Genomic DNA, 16,336 nt, shown 5'->3' with positions numbered 1-16,336 from the left:
GGGTTAGCTCTCTAAAATTTTGAGTGCCTGCTCAATCTGCCCTTGAATGTCAAGAGCGAGCAAAGTAGCAATCACGATGAAAGCTGTGGAGTCATGATGGGTGGATTAGATCAAATCAAAACAAAGCTGATTACAACCGAAGACCTTCCTTTAGTCATCGAGTCCCGAAATGAAATGGCTCTCGTTGACTTGCTCGACCTCTTGACCCATAGCAATTCCTTTTTTAAACAAAATTTGTTGAAGCATGGAGGGTTACTCTTTCGCAATTTTCCCATTCACAATGAGAATGACTTCGCATCGGTCATTAAGGCTCTAGGCACGGGAAAATTTATCGATTATGTTGGCGGAGATAGTCCGAGAACAAAAATCAAGGAAGGCATCTATACTTCAACAGAAGCGCCTCCTTCGATGAAAATACCTCTTCACAATGAATTGTCTTATGTTAAAAACTATCCCTCCCACATCTATTTTTACTGTGCTGTACCTGCCCAAGAAGGAGGCTCAACCATTCTTGGCGATGCACGCAAGATTTATCAATCAATTAATAGCGCTGTTAAGCAGCGGATGGTTGACAAAGAACTCCTCTATGTTTCTGCGTATTACCATCAAAGTAAGTTAATGGAGCTGATCAACACCTTCCAAAAAGGGCATAAACCTTGGAAAGATGTGTTTGAGACGATGGATCCGAAAGAAGTCGAAAAAAAATGCTTAGAAAATGAAATAAGCTTTAAGTGGAATCAGCATAATTGGCTGCAGATCAGCCAGCTGAGGCCCGCGGCCATTTCCCATCCAGAAACCCAAGAAAAGGTGTGGTTTAATCAGGCCCATCTCTTTGACTTCAATCCCAAATTGTTAGGATGGTGGCGCTATCTTGGCACGAAGTTGCTTTATTGCCGCGAACATATGCGATTGCATCAAGTGTTTTTTGCTGATCATTCTAAAATTCCCCGCAATGATCTATACCACGTTTTAGATGTTTTAGATGCCAACACGCTCTCATTTCCTTGGCAAAAAGGAGATCTATTGGTGCTGGACAATGTGCTGTCTATGCATGGCCGGGCTACTTTCAAGGGGCCACGCCGCGTCTTGACTGCGATGACTGGATAGGAAATCGAATATTTGAATTTAACAAATCTTAATAATTAAAAACAGCCTGTTTGCTACACTTTTTACTGTAAATTTTACATGTAGAATTTGTTTCGGTTTTTATTATTAATCCTTATTAAGAGATTATATGAATCCAGTTCAGGCTGTGGGGCGGATGCTTATTCCTAACCAGAGAAGGCATGTTGATCCGGAAGTAGCAAATCTATTGGACCAAGAGGCTTTAAGAGTTGTTGCTGTTTATGAGGGGCAAAAGTTAGATGTTACAACGCCGATGGGACATGCGCTTGAAGCTTTTCATTTCGCAGGCAAGCATCCCCATACTCAGACTAAAGTTGATCCAACGACGCAAACAGTTGTGCTATTTGGGGGACAGGGATGCTACCAGCATTATCTTTCCTATTACATAGACATGTATACGAGGCGTGGAATTAACGTCGTCACCTTTAATTATACAGGAGTTGGGCGAAGCGATGGTGAAACAAATCCAAGAGAAGTTGTGGATGGCGGTGTTGCAATAGTCGATCATTTAGAACGCCATTTTAACGTACCCTTGGATAAGATTGCTTTGCATGGCTTCTCTTTGGGCGGGGGAATTTCCGCGCAGGTTGCTCTGATCAAAGAAGGAGTTCATATTGTTAATGACCGCTCTTATGCAAAATTATCGATCGCCGCTCATCAACAGATCAGGTCGGTATTGCCGGCAGCTGGAATTGCAAGACGCATTATCAACTCGTTGGCTGTTGTTGAAAACATGTCCCATCTCGCTTTTAAATTAACGGGGTGGGAGCTCGATACAGAAAGCGCCTGGTCTAGAATTAGGGGTAGGAAGTGTGTGATCTGTCATACGCACGATCCTGTTATTGTTTATGATGCGAGCCTTTACAAAGCGATTCATGGCATAAATCAAGAAACGACCTTTATGCTTTTAGAAGATCAAACGGCAGATCCCCATTCTCGTCCTTTGAAAAATCATGAAATAGATGCGGTTATTCAAGCCATTGGATTTCGCAATCTTTTGGCGCAGCGCATCCAAGATCCAGTCACCTTGCCGTCTCCCATTAATCTGCACCGAAAAGTGACTTGGTTAGAGCGTGCTAAAGGCGCGTTTGATCTTTTCCAGCAAAAAGTCTGGGCAGCTTTTAGTTATACTATGGTATTTCTCCGTTCGGTTTGGCACAGACCAACCATCTAACCGCTCTATTTGAAGAAAAGAGCTCTTATGAGGACTCTTTTCTTTGCACATTAAATCCAAAAAAGATAGATGTGAGACAAGCCAGCTCTAAATTCTAGGTGTATAGAGCGATGAATGCTCTGATTAAATTAAGTGATGAAGGAGTTGTAGATGGATACCTCTCTTTTGCTCGCCCGCATTTTTGGAGTTTCGTTAATCGTCGTTTATGGAAGCGTCTTGTTCAATCAAAAATTTTTTAAGCTTGCCTGGAAAAGTTTATTGCAGCAGCCCATTTTACTATTTATCACAGGATTCCTTTCGCTCATTTTAGGCCTTATTGTCACGCAAATTCACAACATTTGGACGGCAGACTGGAGAGGGGTGATCACTTGTCTTGGATGGTTCTTACTAATCAGTGGAATGGTGCGCATTTTATTCCCTGCGGTCGTGCTGCAAATTCAATCTCAGCTGTTGAATTCGAGCCGTTCTTGGATTAACGCGATTGCAGGATTGCTATTTCTCGTTGGACTGTATTTGACTTACGTTGGATTTATTTCTCATTAGAACTTTCCACCCGTTAAAAAAGGGCGGGCAGTTTTATCTCCTTTTGGTTATCTTTAATAGCTCCTCTTTCTTTGAACGCGAGTAAAGTAACCTATGCATGAAATATCTGTAGTACTTCCAGCTATTGCCGATGGCGAGGATAAGAGTTCTCCTTTCGTCAATCGGATCAGAAAAAATTATCGGCATGTCAGAAAATGGGCAAAGAGAACCCATACCGATTGCTTTCGCATTTACGACAAAGAAATTCCGCAGTATCCGTTGGCGATTGATTTTTATGCAGGGCGCTTCTGCGTGCATTATTTTTCCCGTTCAATCGACGATCCAGAGCCACCCAAAGAGATTGTGGATGAAACAGTTCAGGCACTAAAAACCATTTTCGCGATAGACGAAGAGCTGGTCTTTTGGCGTACCCGTTCTAAGCGAAAAGAAACCCGCCAATATGAGAAGATGGGAGGGGCGAAAGAGTTTTTTACGGTTCTGGAGTTTGGCGTTAAATTCAAAGTTAATTTGGTAGACTATTTGGATACGGGTTTATTTTTGGATCATCGCGAAACGAGAAAAATTGTGGCGTCAGCCTCTGCAGGTAAACGGGTACTCAATTTATTCGCTTATACCTGTTCCTTTAGCGTGCACGCCGCAGCTGCAGGGGCAGCATTTACCAAAAGTGTCGATATGTCCAATACCTATACTGCGTGGGGACGCGATAACTTCGACTTAAATGGATTTCCCTTGCAGGATAATCCGATCATTCGTGCCGATTGCCTTAAGTTTCTCGATGAAGAAGTAAGAAGCCGGGTAAAATACGACATCATCGTGATCGACCCGCCAACGATCTCTCGCTCTAAAAAAATGGATCAGTTATTTGACATTCAAGTCGATTATACGACATTGATTTCAAAAGCTTTGAAGTTGCTTGTAAAGGGGGGGATGATCATCTTTAGTACAAATTCACGCAAATTTGTGTTTGATTCCCTGCTCTTTCCAACCTGTTCAATCGTAGATATTTCCCATAAAACGCTGCCGATTGATTTTCATGACCCCAAGATCCATCGTTGTTGGAAAATCACTCTAAATGAGTGAGTCGAAAGGCGTTCTTTTTTGCTGTTCTGCTTGATCTTTTTGTGGGGTTGTCCTACAACTCGAAGAAATAAAGAGTTAGAGGAGTTAAAGATGGCCCAATCCACTTCTTTGCAGCTAATCGTTCGCCAAAGTCCCCATTCTGTGCCGATGGCGGTCGAACGATTAGAAAATGGTATTCTTGCCAGAGGAATGAAAATGTTTGCCAAAATTGACCACGCTCGCGAAGCGCAAGATGCTGATATGTCCTTAAATGCAGAAATTGTTCTCATTTTTGGAGATCCAAAAGTGGGAACTTTTCTCATGCAAGAAAATCCGCTTATTGGGCTTGAGCTCCCTCTACGCTTACTAGTTTGGCAAAATGAAAATAACACTAACATTGCGTATGTAGACCCGATTTCTCTTGGATCTGCCTACGAGATTTACTCTCAGGCTGCGAGTTTAAAAAAAATCAGCGGGGCGTTAGCGGCGCTGGTTGAAGAGGCGATTAAATAAAAGGGGATGAAACAAATGGATGGTTTAAAAGGGCAGTGGAAAGTGATTGGATGCCAATTAAATGGAGTGTGGCTCCCAGTTCCTATCTTCCAGCATTTCATTTATGCTTTTCCTGACGAAAAACACTTCACTCTCAGCTGGGGAGATTTGACCTTTCCAAACTACGTCGGCGGATTTCCCAAAAGCGATAAAGGAACTCTTTCGATTAATACGGCGGTCGAGCCCCATGCAATAGATTTAACTCCATCTTCTGGCCCCTTTGCCGGCAAAACATTTGAAGGGATTTTTCATCTCGATCACGATATTTTGAAAGCTAATTTTGCCTTTCCTGGGCACGAGAGGCCGCATGCATTTAAAAGCCTTGAAGGGCATGTGTACGAAATTTGGCAGAGAATCTAGGGCGTGCCAAATAGATGAATCAAGATTATTTCCTAGGCCCTACCCTAAACTTGATTTAAGCAATCAGCCCTAGTTCTTAATGCACTTGCGGCAGAATTGCTTGGCCGCGGGCGACGTAGAGTTTGTCCATCCGCCTAACAAAAATCTTGGAGATCTTTCAATCTTTTAAAGACATTGATGGGAATCTCTTCTGCCTCTCTTCCAAATAATATCTGGGGCATTTGCTATTGCTGACGCAAGAGTAAATGCCTCTTATCGGCGCCTTCTCTTTTCTTTTTATTATTTTAAATTAGTATTTATTGTTTGTTTTAAAATAATCAATCATTAGTAATTCATTCTTTAGTTGATGGAATTGAAAGATCGAGTTATAAGATATGGCCTGTTATAAAAACATCTAACTAATTTGGGGTTTTATGGGCTATATAAAGTTTATACAGAAAGTGGTTCTCATCTTATTAATGGGATTAAATTGTGTGAGCTGCGCGACAGTGATTAATGGAACAACCCAAAGGATTCCGGTTTCGAGCGATCCTATTGGAGCGTGTGTGTATGTTGATGGTAATCCTGTTGGATGTACACCGACTCAGGTTGAGTTAAAGCGCAAGTATGACCATTTAATCACATTATCGAAAGATGGGTATGAAGACGAAACCATTCGCGTTGAGCCTGTTTTGAGTGCTGCTGTGGCGGGTAACATTTTAGCGGGTGGTTTTATTGGCTGGGGTGTTGATGCGATTAATGGATCACAATATCGCTTAATTCCTGAAACTGTTCATGTCAAGATGCGTCCAGGCTCAGTTCCTTACTGCCGGTCCGCTTCTGTGCGGGCGCCTTACATGCAGTAATAAGCTCCCAGCTTCCCCGACTTGTTCCTATATCTTTGCTATCATTGGCAAGTCGGATTTAAATTTCTGTTGCATTTTTTCCGCTTAAAAAAAGTTTAAAATTGAAAGCAGATTTAAGTTCTGTTTTGACAACCAACAATGGATGAGCGATAAAGCTCTCTTAGGCAAATTTTAGGGGCCTGGGTTTTAAGCAGATAAACGCAAAAGTTCAGATTAGATGAGTGGGGCATGGGTGTTCTGGCTTGGATTGTGTATGCCTTGATTGGCGTGGCGGCAGGATTTTTAGGGGGATTATTGGGAATTGGGGGTGGAATCGTTGTTGTTCCAGCACTCATTTGGACTTTTAGTCTTCAAGACTATCAAAATTCCCATCTCATGCAGATTGCGATAGGAACCTCTTTGGGAGCAATGGTGCTGACATCGGCTTCTTCTGCATGGGCGCATTATCTGCAAAAGGGAATCTATTGGCATCTTTTTCGGGTGCTTTTTCCCGGATCACTAGTGGGTGCTGTTTTAGGGGCTCTTCTGGCAGACTATTTGCCTAGCGACCATTTAAAGCTAATTTTTGGCATGTGCGAATGTATGATTGGGATGCACTTCTTGATGCCGGGCAAGCTCAAGTCAGGCACTCAGGTGCAATCATTTCATCCACTACTTTTTTTTTGCTTTGGCGTCGCGATAGGAGCCCTATCGACACTGCTTGGAATTGGCGGAGGGATTATCACGGTTCCTATTTTAACACTTTTTCAGGTTCCCATTAGACATGCAATTGCAACTTCGGCAGCCCTCGGCTTTTTTAATGCGGTGATAGGGGCGGCTTCTTTTCTTTATTTGGGATTAGATGCTGAAGTGTTTCCTGGAGCGATAGGCTACCTCTATTTGCCGGCTTTTATAATCATTGGAATATCAGCTTCCCTACTAGCACCATATGGAGTAAAAAAAGCCTATCTATGGCCAGCTGATGTCCTGAGGAGAATTTTCGGCGCAGTCCTAATCTTGCTGGGCCTTTCAGTCATCTTTCCTTTTTATTGATTGGAATACATGCTTGGTTTAAGGCTTCTTTATTACTTTGTCTATAGTGCAGGATAAGAAAGAGGCGAATAGAGCTAATAGAATAGTTAATTCTCTTCCCATTTCTTGTGTGGCATAAGAGAGCATTACATCTTTTAGGGAGTATCGTCAAATGAAAATCAAAATGCCTGAAAATGATTCAGGCATTTTGAAAGAAGGGGATGTTTAAAGGGTTTTTTCTAACACTTTTTCTGCAATGTAGCGCTCATATTTAAAGTGAAGCCTTCTGACAAGATCATTGACTTGTCGATTGTCTTCAATTATTAGGTATTTTTTTATTGAGTCAAAAAAAACAGTCAGTTCTTTTTCCGGAGCAAGCGATGAAGAAAGCTTGCTTCTGACAGTTGATTTCATTCGTCCAACATGTTCTGTCACTTTGATTAAATCTAAAGTGAGATCTGCCGCGCTTAATTGGATGCAATTATCATCATGATTTTCTTGGTTCAAGTTCTTTTCAAGATTATCAAAAACATGTTCCTCAAATGAAAGCTTGGCTAAGTCGTATAAGGCATAAACAGCACAACTGATGTAATTGCTCTGCCGCTTTTCTCCCCCTTGAAAGAATCGAACTTTTAGGTTTGACTTTAGCGCTAAAGCGGGGAGTGTTGCCGATGCGTGTCCTGCTGCATCTAGCTGTAAAGCTTTCCATCCCTGGTTCGTTCTTTGTAAGTAAATCGCTGTCATGTGAGCCGTTGGTTTACTGTCGCTGTTTTGACAGCGGACGATAAACCCGAACGTACTGTTTAAAGGAGCCTTTTCGATTTTTTGCAATTCAGATTCAAAGTCTTCGCAATCTTTGCAAACAATACAATGGAAATTAGGTTCCATGATCTTTTTAGTTTGCAAATAGTCAACCAGGAGTTGAAGGCTTTGAGGCTTAAAAGCGCGCCCTTCTTTGCTAAATTCAAAATAGTCGTTTAACTCCTGATATTTCGTTTTTAAACAGTCGAAGATAAAGGCTATTTTAGCATGATCCTTTCGATCTTTAAAAATCTTGAGAAGCTTTGAAAAAAGGAGATTCCTATCTTGGGCAGCGATCTCACCGAAAGTGTTTAAAAATAAATCTTTCACAGGTGTCAAAGAGCGAATCAGTTCACTCAGTTTTGTTAATTTTTCGGTTAAAGCCACCTTATCTTCAATCACAACAAAACTTTTTAATTTCGAAGGACTTTTTGGCGAAAAAATTACAAAGTAATGATTGGATAAAGGACTGATTTGCGCATTCGGGCTAACAGAACTCTCCTCTCTACTGAAACTGGGAATAAGGATAAGATTATTAGGTTTTAATAGCCGTCTTTTGGGAACCTTTTGAATCTTTTTTTTCTCGCCGACAGTAAAAGATTGAGAAGTTTCCAACTCCATTGAAGGATTTAGAGTAGATTGAACTTTCATAAGGATGTACTTTTGATAGATTAATAGGTAGTCCTAAACATGTAACGCTCGCCTCTGATTATAGTCACAAATAAAATATTTGATCATTCCAATATGATTGGCTAAGTTCTTTGAGAACGAAAGAGTCTTTCTCACAAGTTCTGAGCATCTTTCTCTGAGAATGTTATTAAATCTTTCAATGTAACTCGTTTTTCCCGATTCCTTTCCGACAGGGCGATGTTGCTTCCAAGGAATGACTTCGTCATACACTGAGAATTTATCTGTATAAAAGATGGCTTTTTTTTAAGTCTTCAGGTAATTGTTCCAATAAACATTCTGCTCCTTGTTTTGTTCGCTTACCAATATGCACTCCCAAAATCTGCTGTTTTGCAGAATGAAAAACAAGCCATAACGATTGCTGATTATCTTTTTTTCAACGTAACTCGATTGCTCATCTAACTCAACAACAGACACTTCAAACTCTTCAGCCCTTGTTATTGTCGCATTCAGATTTTCTGGCAGCTCTTCGACTATGTCATTAATAAACTGTAAAAGCCATGGCATACTAACATTAAAAATTCGACAGACTCCTTCAAGTGAAACCCGTTCAAGATGTCCTTGGCAAATTAGCGATCTCTTATCTTCATTAATTACTTTATTTTAAGGGTCGATGACAAACTGTCGCCCACAATTAAGGCATTGATGATTTTGCTTTCCATTATGAATATGGCCATTTTTTTTGATAATCGATGAGCTGCAGGTTAGGCATGTCAATGTCATTTCAGGTCTCGTTTGGGTAAAGCCCAATAAGAAAACCTAAAAGACCAGAAAAGTCAAATCAAAGTTTTTAGATAGCATTACATGTTTAGGACTACCAAAGAATTTGGTATGGTCTTAGATCTTTTGCTAAAACAATTTTGACTTTAGGTATAGGACTATTTTTTAAAAAAAACTAGATCGGATTGGAAATGTTTTTTTAAAGGTAAAAAAAATGTTGTTTTTTATACTTCTTCTTCTTTTTTAGTACAAAAAATTTTAGCAAATAGAGGAGATTCTAATGCTCAAAATAATGTAGGATTGATGTATCAGAATGGAAGAGGAGTGCAGCAGTTAGATGTAGAGGCTGTTAGATATTATCGCTTAGCTGTCGATCAGAAAGATCCTCCTGCTCAAAGCAATTTGAATCGCTTCTACTAGCATCTATTTTCAAATTTACAAAGTTCAAATAGTGGTGAGATATTTATCAAAAGTTGTGGATTTGGGAATAAGATGAGCCTAACCTTAATGAATTTTTGAGTATCAATCAAAAATCTCAAAAGAAGAACGCTCATAAAAGAGAATCTCATTTTAGAAGATAAAAACCGACCATCAATTGAATTTAAAAATTCTTTAGATGAAGTCGCTAGAAAACTTCTAGGGCAGGCGATTGAAAATGAAATTCAAGACTACATCTAACAATTTAAAGAGCTTAAGACAGAAGAGAATAGAAGAGTTGTTACGCGTAACGGTTATCTCCTAGAGCGCTTTATTCAAACGGGCATTGGCGAAGTCTTAGTTAAACAACCAAGAGTTCGAGATAAAAGAAAAGATCAGAAGTTGAGCAGTCAGATTTTGCCGCCTTATCTAAGGAGAACATCAAGCTTAGATGCTTTGATTCCAGCCCTTTACCTTAAAGGAATCTCAACAGGTGATTTTGGGGAAGCATTAGAAGTTATTCTTGGAGAAAATGCTAAAGGGCTGTCGCCAACTAATATTGTTAGATTAAAGGAGGGATGGGAAAAAGACTTTAAGGAATGACAAGGAAGAGATTTAAGAGAGAAGCAGTATGTCTTTTTTGGGTAGATGAAATTTATTTTAACATTCGCTTAAGCGAAGATCGTCCTTGCCTTCTTGTGATCATGGGGGCGTTAGATAATGGTAAAAAAGAGCTTGTTGCCATTCATGATGGGGTAAGAGAGAGCAAGCTGTCCTGGAAAGAAGTGTTGCAGGATTTGAAGATAAGAGGGTTAAGTACTCCTTAAGCTAGCGATAGGAGATGGAGCGTTAGGATTTTGGGCAGCTCTAGAAGAAGAATTTACAGAAACAAGCGAGCAAAGATGTTGGGTGAACAAAACAGCCAATGTTTTAGATAAGATGCCTAAGCGAGTGCAAACACACGCTAAAAAGCTAGTTCATGATATTTATATGGCCTCAACCAAACAAGAAGGCTTAAGAGCATTTGATGTTTTTATCAAGGTTTATGAGGCAAAATATCCGAAAGCTTGCGAGTGTTTATTAAAAGATAAGCAAGAGCTCATGACTTTTTATGATTTTCCAGCCATGAATTGGCAACATATCAGAACAACGAACCCAATTGAGTCGACATTAGCGACGATTCGGTATCGAACTAGCCAAACGAAAGGATGTGGATCAAGACTAGCAACTCCTACAATGGTCTATAAACTAGCAACCTCAGCAGAGAAGCATTCGAAACGATTAAAAGGTCATGAATTAATTAGCAAAGTCATCAAAGGGGTGCCATTTAAGGACGGAGAAGAAGTCAAAGACCAAGAGCAAATAGCGTAAAAATCAAAAAAAATTGAGGAACGCTCATACACAACTTTTGACAATATCTCTCAGAATAGGATAAATTGTGTATGCTTTTAGTTTTTGAATATACTTTTTGTTAAAACAATTAGGGAGTGATTTATGATCGAAGCAATCCGATACTACGGTAACCATACTATTTTGGATAATCTTACAGAGGTGGTTTCAGCAGTTGTTTCGACCTTTCGAAATGCCCTTGATCAAAGAATTTATTCATTCGTAGTTGAAATTATTTTTCAAATTATTGTTAGCTCTCTTTTTTACTTCAATCGCAATCTTTTTAGCTTAGGATTTGTTATTGGGTTTATTTTTGATCGGCAAGTACGTGAAATCGTTGAAAAAGTCAATATTGTCTATAATGCACAACGCTCATTTGTTGAAAATGCTCTCTTCTTTGGGGGCGGAGTCCTCCTAGCTTTTTTCACAATCCCAAATTCGATCGCGATTGCCACTCTTTATCATTCCGCTCAATGGGGTGCTTTCCTTTATACAAGCAGTCGCGAACAATAAGCCGTCGCAGAAAAAGTGCAAACTATGTTTGGTTGAGAGCGTCAAACAAGCGCTCCAACTCTTAGTTAAATGACACTCCCTCTTCCAGTTCATAACAGCTTATATCCGATATTATTTCTCAAGTGGATGTCACGACCTTAGGGGCTTTTCTTTAATTCATAACAATCTAGATTCGAAATTATTTTCTCTCTAACATGAGTTTTGAGTTTATCTAATTGACAATTAATTAGATAAATCAAAATTGATGACAAAAGACCTCTTGAAGATTTAAAACATTTGTTTCTCACTACTAATGTAAATCACAAAAGGGAGATATTATGAGAAGTTGTGGATTTGGGGATAAGATGAGCGTTCCACTTTTGAAATTTTTGATTGGTATTCAAAACTTCATTGAGGTTATACTCATCCTATCTCCAAATCCACAACTTCTCATAATATCTTTGGAGAACGAGTTAAATGACGATGAAAGATTGGATCAATCAGCTACTAGACTTAACGATTGTTTTTTCGTTTGATCATTCTGGATTTAAACGGCACTGTCTTTATTAGCTACATATGGTCGATTTATCGGGACATCATCGAGTCGTGACAGGAGCAAGCAGTGGGATTGGTTTAGCTGTCCTAAAATCGCTTCTTCAACAAAAAATATATGTCCAGTTAATAGGTCGGAATCTGGAAAAATTAGAAAATAGCTTTAAATGTGACTGTTCTGTTACCTTTGCAGAATATGATTGCCTCGATATAGCCGATTTAAACAAGGTTTAATTTTTTGCAATAGATGAAGTGAAAACTCCTATCGATCTTCTCATTCACGATGCAGGTGATATGCCTCTTTCTTTCACAATCACCAAAGAGGGGTTTGAACACATGTTTGCTTTTCAAGTTCTTGGCCCATTCATTTTAACGAAGACTCTAGCTGATTTAGGCAAGCTTCGACAAGGCTGCCACATTATCTTTGTTTCATCTGGAGGAATGTATTTACAAAAGCTTGATCTTTCAGAGCTTCTTTTTGAGAAGCGTTCATATAATAAATATACTGGATATGCAAATGTGAAACGTGTTCAGGTGATTTTTTCCGAGCTTTTTTCAAAAAATATCCGCAATACTTATTCAGCTCTATGCATCCCGGCTGGGCAGATACGCTTGGCGTTCGTTATTTCATGCCGCTCTTTAAAAATTATTAAATAAACGACTCCGATATGCAGAAGAAGGTGCTGATACAATCTTATGGCTTGCAATCGCTAATGATTATCCAAATGGAAAATTCTGGTTTGACCAGAAACAAGCAAAAACCACGATTCTGAATTTAAAGAAGTCAAGCAAAAATGACGATGAATTCCTCTGGAAATACTGTAAATCAATTTTGGCTTCGATAAAAGGTACATCTAGATGAATCTATCATTACTTAATAGCCTTTGCTACACAGCGGTTTGGTTTTGGTGTGTCTTTTTTGGCATTCATGGTCAATCCATCGTAGCTACAATCGGGGCTGTTTTTTTAATTTTATTTCAACTTTATTTCACTAAGATTAAAGGTATCGCTTTATACATTCAATATGTGCTTTTAGTCATTTTTTGTGTTCCTTTAGGGATTCTGTTGGAAGTATTTTTTATTCAAACAAACCTTATCCATTATGCCAATACAACCAAAATGCTTCCTCCAATTTGGATTGTTTTGCTTTACCCTCTTCTCGCTTTTGTTCAATCACTCATTAAAAATAATCAAAAAAATTACCTAACATCTTTTCTATTTGGGTTTCTAGGCGCTCCACTGAGTTATATTGCGGGTATTTCGTTAGGAGGATTAACTTTTCCATACCCACTTCTCCAAACTTGGATCATGATTAGAATCTGCTGGGGTCTATTCCTTTGTCTTCTTAGTAAAATTGCAAATATCGTTGAAAAAGCCACAGCAGAAACTTTAGAAGACTACGATTCAAAAACTAATTTAAAGTTAATATATGATGGTGAATGCCCAATCTGTAAACGAGAAATTTGCATTCTTCAAAAAATGGAAAAATACCTGAGGGCCAGATGAAACAAAAACAGTTTTGGATTTCGTTCGTTGTTTTTATCTTTCTTTGCTTGACTGTGCAGATTGTTGGAGGTTTTTGGACAAAAGAAACCGTTTCGACATGGTATCCCAAACTAGCCAAGCCTTCATGGACGCCACCCGATTGGATATTTGGCCCAGTCTGGTCCGCTCTCTACATTATGATAGCAGTTTCTGGTTGGTTAATTTACCGCGCTGAATATTCGTATAAGCGAACTATTGCTTTGATGTTTTATGGTAGTCAGCTTGCTATGAATTTTATCTGGTCATTTCTCTTTTTTTCCTTACGCAGTCCCTTTTTAGGATTGATCGATATCCTTCTTCTTTGCTTGTTAATCAGCTTAACGATCTTTAAGGCTTGGCCGGTGCGTCCTTTGGCAAGTCTCCTACTGATTCCCTATTTAATTTGGGTTATATATGCAACATCGCTTAATGCTGGAATCTGGCTACTGAACGATACTTCAAGAGTTGGATTAGTGGGATCATAGTAAGAACATGACGGATATTACGCTCATATTTCCAGACCAATTATTCTTACACCATCCTTGCTTAGCTTCTGGACGCGAAATTTACCTTGTAGAAGAGTTTCTCTTTTATAAAGTTCAGCCATTTCACAAACAAAGACTGGTTCTCCTAAGGTCTGCGATGCACAGCTATGCCGAAATGCTCCGAAAGAACCAACATAATGTGATTTATATCTCTTCAAAAGACCTCACATACCGGGGAAGTTTATTCGATATTCTTGGTAAAAAGCATATTAAAAATATTTACGTTGCTGAATTTGCGGATGAATGGCTATCCCAAGATTTAACAAAAGGTGCTGAAAAATTTGGATGGAACATTTATTTCTATCCTTCACCAGGTTTTATCTGTTCCAATCAAGACTTAAAGACTTTTTTTGTGGGAAAAGAGCATTATTCTATGGCACAGTTTTATGCTTATCAACGAAAAAGTCAGAATATCTTAATGAAAGGCGGAAGTCCTGTTGGAGGCAAATATAGCTTCGATACCGAAAATAGAAAAAGAATGCCCAAAGGTCTTCCTGTGCCCCCTACTTTTCTTCCGCCTAAAAACCCAGATACCAAAAAAATAATCGCTGAAGTGGAAAGAGAATTTACTGATGCGATTGGCGAAGCAGCTCCTTTTTTATATCCAACAACGCATGAAGAAGCTCATAAAGCACTTCAGGTATTTTTAAACCATAAATTTGCTTTATTTGGTGACTATCAGGATGCTATAAAACAGGAAAATTCTTTTCTTTTTCATAGCGTGTTGTCTCCAATATTGAATATTGGACTTTTGACCCCCGACGAAGTCATCAAAGCAGCCATTAATCACGCTGAAAAACATTCTGTCCCAATAAATTGCCTTGAAGGATTTTTGCGGCAAATCATAGGTTGGAGGGAATTTGTAAGGGCATCATATTTACTAAAAGGATCTTTTCAACGTTCATTTAATTTTTTTTATCATCAGGACACCATTCCTAAGAGCTTTTGGGAAGGTTCTGTAGGCATTTTACCTATCGATACGATTATTAAGAGAATTTTAAGAACTGGATATTGCAATCATATTGAGCGTTTGATGGTGTTAGGAAATTTTTTATTGCTGACAGACACTGCACCTCAAGAAATTTATAAATGGTTTATGGGATATTTTGTAGATGCATATGATTGGGTAATGGTACCAAACGTTTACGGAATGAGTCAGTATGCTGATGGAGGCATTATTGTTACTAAACCCTATATTTCATCCTCGAATTATATTTTAAAGATGAGCAATTACCCAAAGGGAGAGTGGACAGAAATATGGGATGGTCTTTTTTGGCGTTTCCTTCAAAAACATCCCTCCCTATTTTCTTCTAATAACCGCACATTAAATTTAATGCACGTTCTAAAGAAAAACGAAAGTAGTATTATCAAAAAGGTTCGAAAAGCGGAATTGTGGCTTACGGCTTATAAATCAGAAAAATCTTATTGAAGAACTTTGTTTTTTTTAAATAGTCTATCCTGAAAAACTCTCAAAAAAAAGAAAGCTAATCAAATTTGATAAAGTGATCTAATGCATATGCCGATACTAAAAAAGAGCATTATTAAAGCAGGTAAAAACTTCTTCAAGGGGTCTCTGACTTTTATGTGCATGCATACAGCTCCTACCATCACCAAACAAATAACAAGAGCTGAAGGAAAAACCAAGAAAGGTATCCACAATCCTAAAAGAAGTAGGAGAGCTGAGCTGATTTTGATGAATCCAATAACATAGAAGAACCTATCCCGATAATGTTTTAAGCTTATCCATCCAAAAGAAGATAAAGCTAAAAGTTAAAAACCCTTTCCAATAGCAAAGACGTCTTTCCCAGCGAACCACAAGTCGTCTAAATTTTCTTTGCAGCCAAGAAATAGCCCGCTCAACTTTCCACCTGAATTTGGCTAAGTTGGAAACGATTTTCTCAGCTTTTTTCGCTTTACCTATTCTTCTGTAAGCAATAAAAGGAAAAACTTTTCTCCTAACCAATTTGTCTCTAAGCTCTTCAGCATCATATCCTTTATCTGCTTCAAAAATAGGAATCAATCCTTTTAGCAAATATCTTCGATTTGTAAATCCTTCAATTCCATCCAAGAGCTTATCGACCTGTTGCCTTTCATCTCCTTTAGCCGATGTCACTTCAAAGTTAATAGGATTGCCATTGCCATCTGTCAGTAGATGAATTGTAACGCCTTTTCCTTTATAACCATAATCAATCAGCTGACCTCCTCCTTTTCCTGCTGAAAAAAAAACCATCTGCAGCCAGTCTTTCAAAATTTAGGAGACCTTCAAGCTAAGCCTGCTCTCTAGCTGCTGTCAACATCTTTTCTAGCTTCCCATTTGCCTGCGAAATTCCTAACCATCTATGAGTTGCTGACCTTGAAGCCCACTGATCTCCTTTTGGCAAATCGCACCACCTGGCTCCATTAATCAAAATCCATAAAAGGCTATTGCATACCTCTCTTCAGGGAGTATGAGGCTTACCTTTCCTTTTCTTTCCAGCTTCTCTAGGAAAAAATATTTCTAATATTTGCCATTGATCGTCACTCAATCCTTCAAATCGATT

The 16,336-nt window shown here is 38.9% G+C and carries 18 protein-coding genes and 2 pseudogenes; 16 read left to right on the top strand and 4 right to left on the bottom strand.

The features are described from left to right. Positions 1 to 93: 93 nt before the first annotated feature. From PNK_RS06410 to PNK_RS06375, 8 genes are all read left to right on the top strand, one after another. On the top strand, positions 94 to 1,107 hold the full coding sequence (locus PNK_RS06410) for a TauD/TfdA family dioxygenase (RefSeq protein WP_079992842.1): 1,014 nt from the start codon (positions 94 to 96) through the stop codon (positions 1,105 to 1,107). A 127-nt stretch (positions 1,108 to 1,234) separates the two neighbouring features. Next, positions 1,235 to 2,299 (top strand): alpha/beta hydrolase, encoded by a 1,065-nt coding sequence (locus tag PNK_RS06405; protein WP_059061053.1) that lies wholly within the window; start codon positions 1,235 to 1,237, stop codon positions 2,297 to 2,299. Positions 2,300 to 2,449: 150 nt separating this feature from the next. Next, positions 2,450 to 2,842: a hypothetical protein gene (locus tag PNK_RS06400; protein ID WP_059061051.1), complete on the top strand. Its 393-nt coding sequence runs from the start codon at positions 2,450 to 2,452 to the stop codon at positions 2,840 to 2,842. Between the two features lie 93 nt (positions 2,843 to 2,935). Continuing rightward, a complete protein-coding gene (locus tag PNK_RS06395) occupies positions 2,936 to 3,922 on the top strand; it encodes a class I SAM-dependent methyltransferase (protein ID WP_059061049.1) in 987 nt (328 codons plus the stop codon). Between the two features lie 90 nt (positions 3,923 to 4,012). Next, entirely contained in the window at positions 4,013 to 4,414 is a 402-nt protein-coding gene (locus tag PNK_RS06390) for a DUF302 domain-containing protein (RefSeq protein ID WP_032125646.1), read from the top strand. Between the two features lie 15 nt (positions 4,415 to 4,429). After that, complete coding sequence (locus PNK_RS06385) at positions 4,430 to 4,813, top strand: TIGR03067 domain-containing protein (RefSeq protein ID WP_059061047.1); 384 nt, start codon at positions 4,430 to 4,432, stop codon at positions 4,811 to 4,813. A gap of 413 nt (positions 4,814 to 5,226) precedes the next feature. Then, positions 5,227 to 5,658, top strand: a complete 432-nt coding sequence (locus tag PNK_RS06380; RefSeq protein WP_059061045.1) for a PEGA domain-containing protein — start codon at positions 5,227 to 5,229, stop codon at positions 5,656 to 5,658. A 228-nt stretch (positions 5,659 to 5,886) separates the two neighbouring features. Then, entirely contained in the window at positions 5,887 to 6,690 is an 804-nt protein-coding gene (locus tag PNK_RS06375) for a sulfite exporter TauE/SafE family protein (RefSeq protein ID WP_059061044.1), read from the top strand. A 204-nt stretch (positions 6,691 to 6,894) separates the two neighbouring features. Here the strand turns inward: PNK_RS06375 and PNK_RS06370 are convergent, their stop codons facing one another. Together PNK_RS06370 and PNK_RS13120 are read right to left on the bottom strand one after the other, a co-directional pair. Then, a complete protein-coding gene (locus PNK_RS06370; protein ID WP_059061042.1) occupies positions 6,895 to 8,121 on the bottom strand; it encodes a hypothetical protein in 1,227 nt (408 codons plus the stop codon). Between the two features lie 33 nt (positions 8,122 to 8,154). Further along, positions 8,155 to 8,880, bottom strand: a pseudogene (locus PNK_RS13120) (IS1 family transposase). Positions 8,881 to 9,132: 252 nt separating this feature from the next. Here PNK_RS13120 and PNK_RS13950 point away from each other — a divergent pair. The 8 genes and pseudogenes from PNK_RS13950 to PNK_RS06330 all read left to right on the top strand — a co-directional run bounded on the left by PNK_RS13950 (position 9,133) and on the right by PNK_RS06330 (position 15,225). Next, entirely contained in the window at positions 9,133 to 9,297 is a 165-nt protein-coding gene (locus PNK_RS13950; RefSeq protein ID WP_338140395.1) for a tetratricopeptide repeat protein, read from the top strand. Between the two features lie 132 nt (positions 9,298 to 9,429). Beyond that, positions 9,430 to 10,665, top strand: a pseudogene (locus PNK_RS06360) (IS256 family transposase). Between the two features lie 123 nt (positions 10,666 to 10,788). Further along, a complete protein-coding gene (locus tag PNK_RS06355; RefSeq protein WP_059061037.1) occupies positions 10,789 to 11,196 on the top strand; it encodes a hypothetical protein in 408 nt (135 codons plus the stop codon). A 555-nt stretch (positions 11,197 to 11,751) separates the two neighbouring features. Then, positions 11,752 to 11,961, top strand: coding sequence for an SDR family oxidoreductase (locus PNK_RS13415; protein WP_158021728.1), 210 nt, complete (start codon positions 11,752 to 11,754; stop codon positions 11,959 to 11,961). A gap of 18 nt (positions 11,962 to 11,979) precedes the next feature. Next, complete coding sequence (locus tag PNK_RS06345) at positions 11,980 to 12,384, top strand: Rossmann-fold NAD(P)-binding domain-containing protein (RefSeq protein ID WP_059061034.1); 405 nt, start codon at positions 11,980 to 11,982, stop codon at positions 12,382 to 12,384. Between the two features lie 201 nt (positions 12,385 to 12,585). Continuing rightward, entirely contained in the window at positions 12,586 to 13,233 is a 648-nt protein-coding gene (locus tag PNK_RS06340; protein ID WP_059061032.1) for a DUF2878 domain-containing protein, read from the top strand. After that, positions 13,230 to 13,736 (top strand): TspO/MBR family protein, encoded by a 507-nt coding sequence (locus PNK_RS06335; RefSeq protein WP_059061030.1) that lies wholly within the window; start codon positions 13,230 to 13,232, stop codon positions 13,734 to 13,736. Before PNK_RS06340 ends, PNK_RS06335 begins: the two co-directional genes overlap by 4 nt. Positions 13,737 to 13,743: 7 nt before the next feature. Next, a complete protein-coding gene (locus PNK_RS06330) occupies positions 13,744 to 15,225 on the top strand; it encodes a cryptochrome/photolyase family protein (RefSeq protein WP_059061028.1) in 1,482 nt (493 codons plus the stop codon). 59 nt (positions 15,226 to 15,284) lie between these two features. On the opposite strand, the gene PNK_RS14015 is transcribed toward PNK_RS06330, so the two are convergent. Both PNK_RS14015 and PNK_RS13410 read right to left on the bottom strand, forming a co-directional pair. Then, the gene (locus PNK_RS14015; protein ID WP_420885362.1) at positions 15,285 to 15,485 is read right to left on the bottom strand and encodes a DoxX family protein; all 201 of its coding nucleotides are present in this window, start codon (positions 15,483 to 15,485) and stop codon (positions 15,285 to 15,287) included. Between the two features lie 28 nt (positions 15,486 to 15,513). Beyond that, entirely contained in the window at positions 15,514 to 16,026 is a 513-nt protein-coding gene (locus tag PNK_RS13410; protein WP_059061024.1) for a transposase, read from the bottom strand. Between the last annotated feature and the right edge of the window lie 310 nt (positions 16,027 to 16,336).

Source organism: Candidatus Protochlamydia naegleriophila (assembly GCF_001499655.1).
GTDB lineage: Bacteria > Chlamydiota > Chlamydiia > Chlamydiales > Parachlamydiaceae > Protochlamydia > Protochlamydia naegleriophila.
Note: the sequence above shows the minus strand (reverse complement) of the source record. Positions and strands in the feature narration are given on the sequence as shown.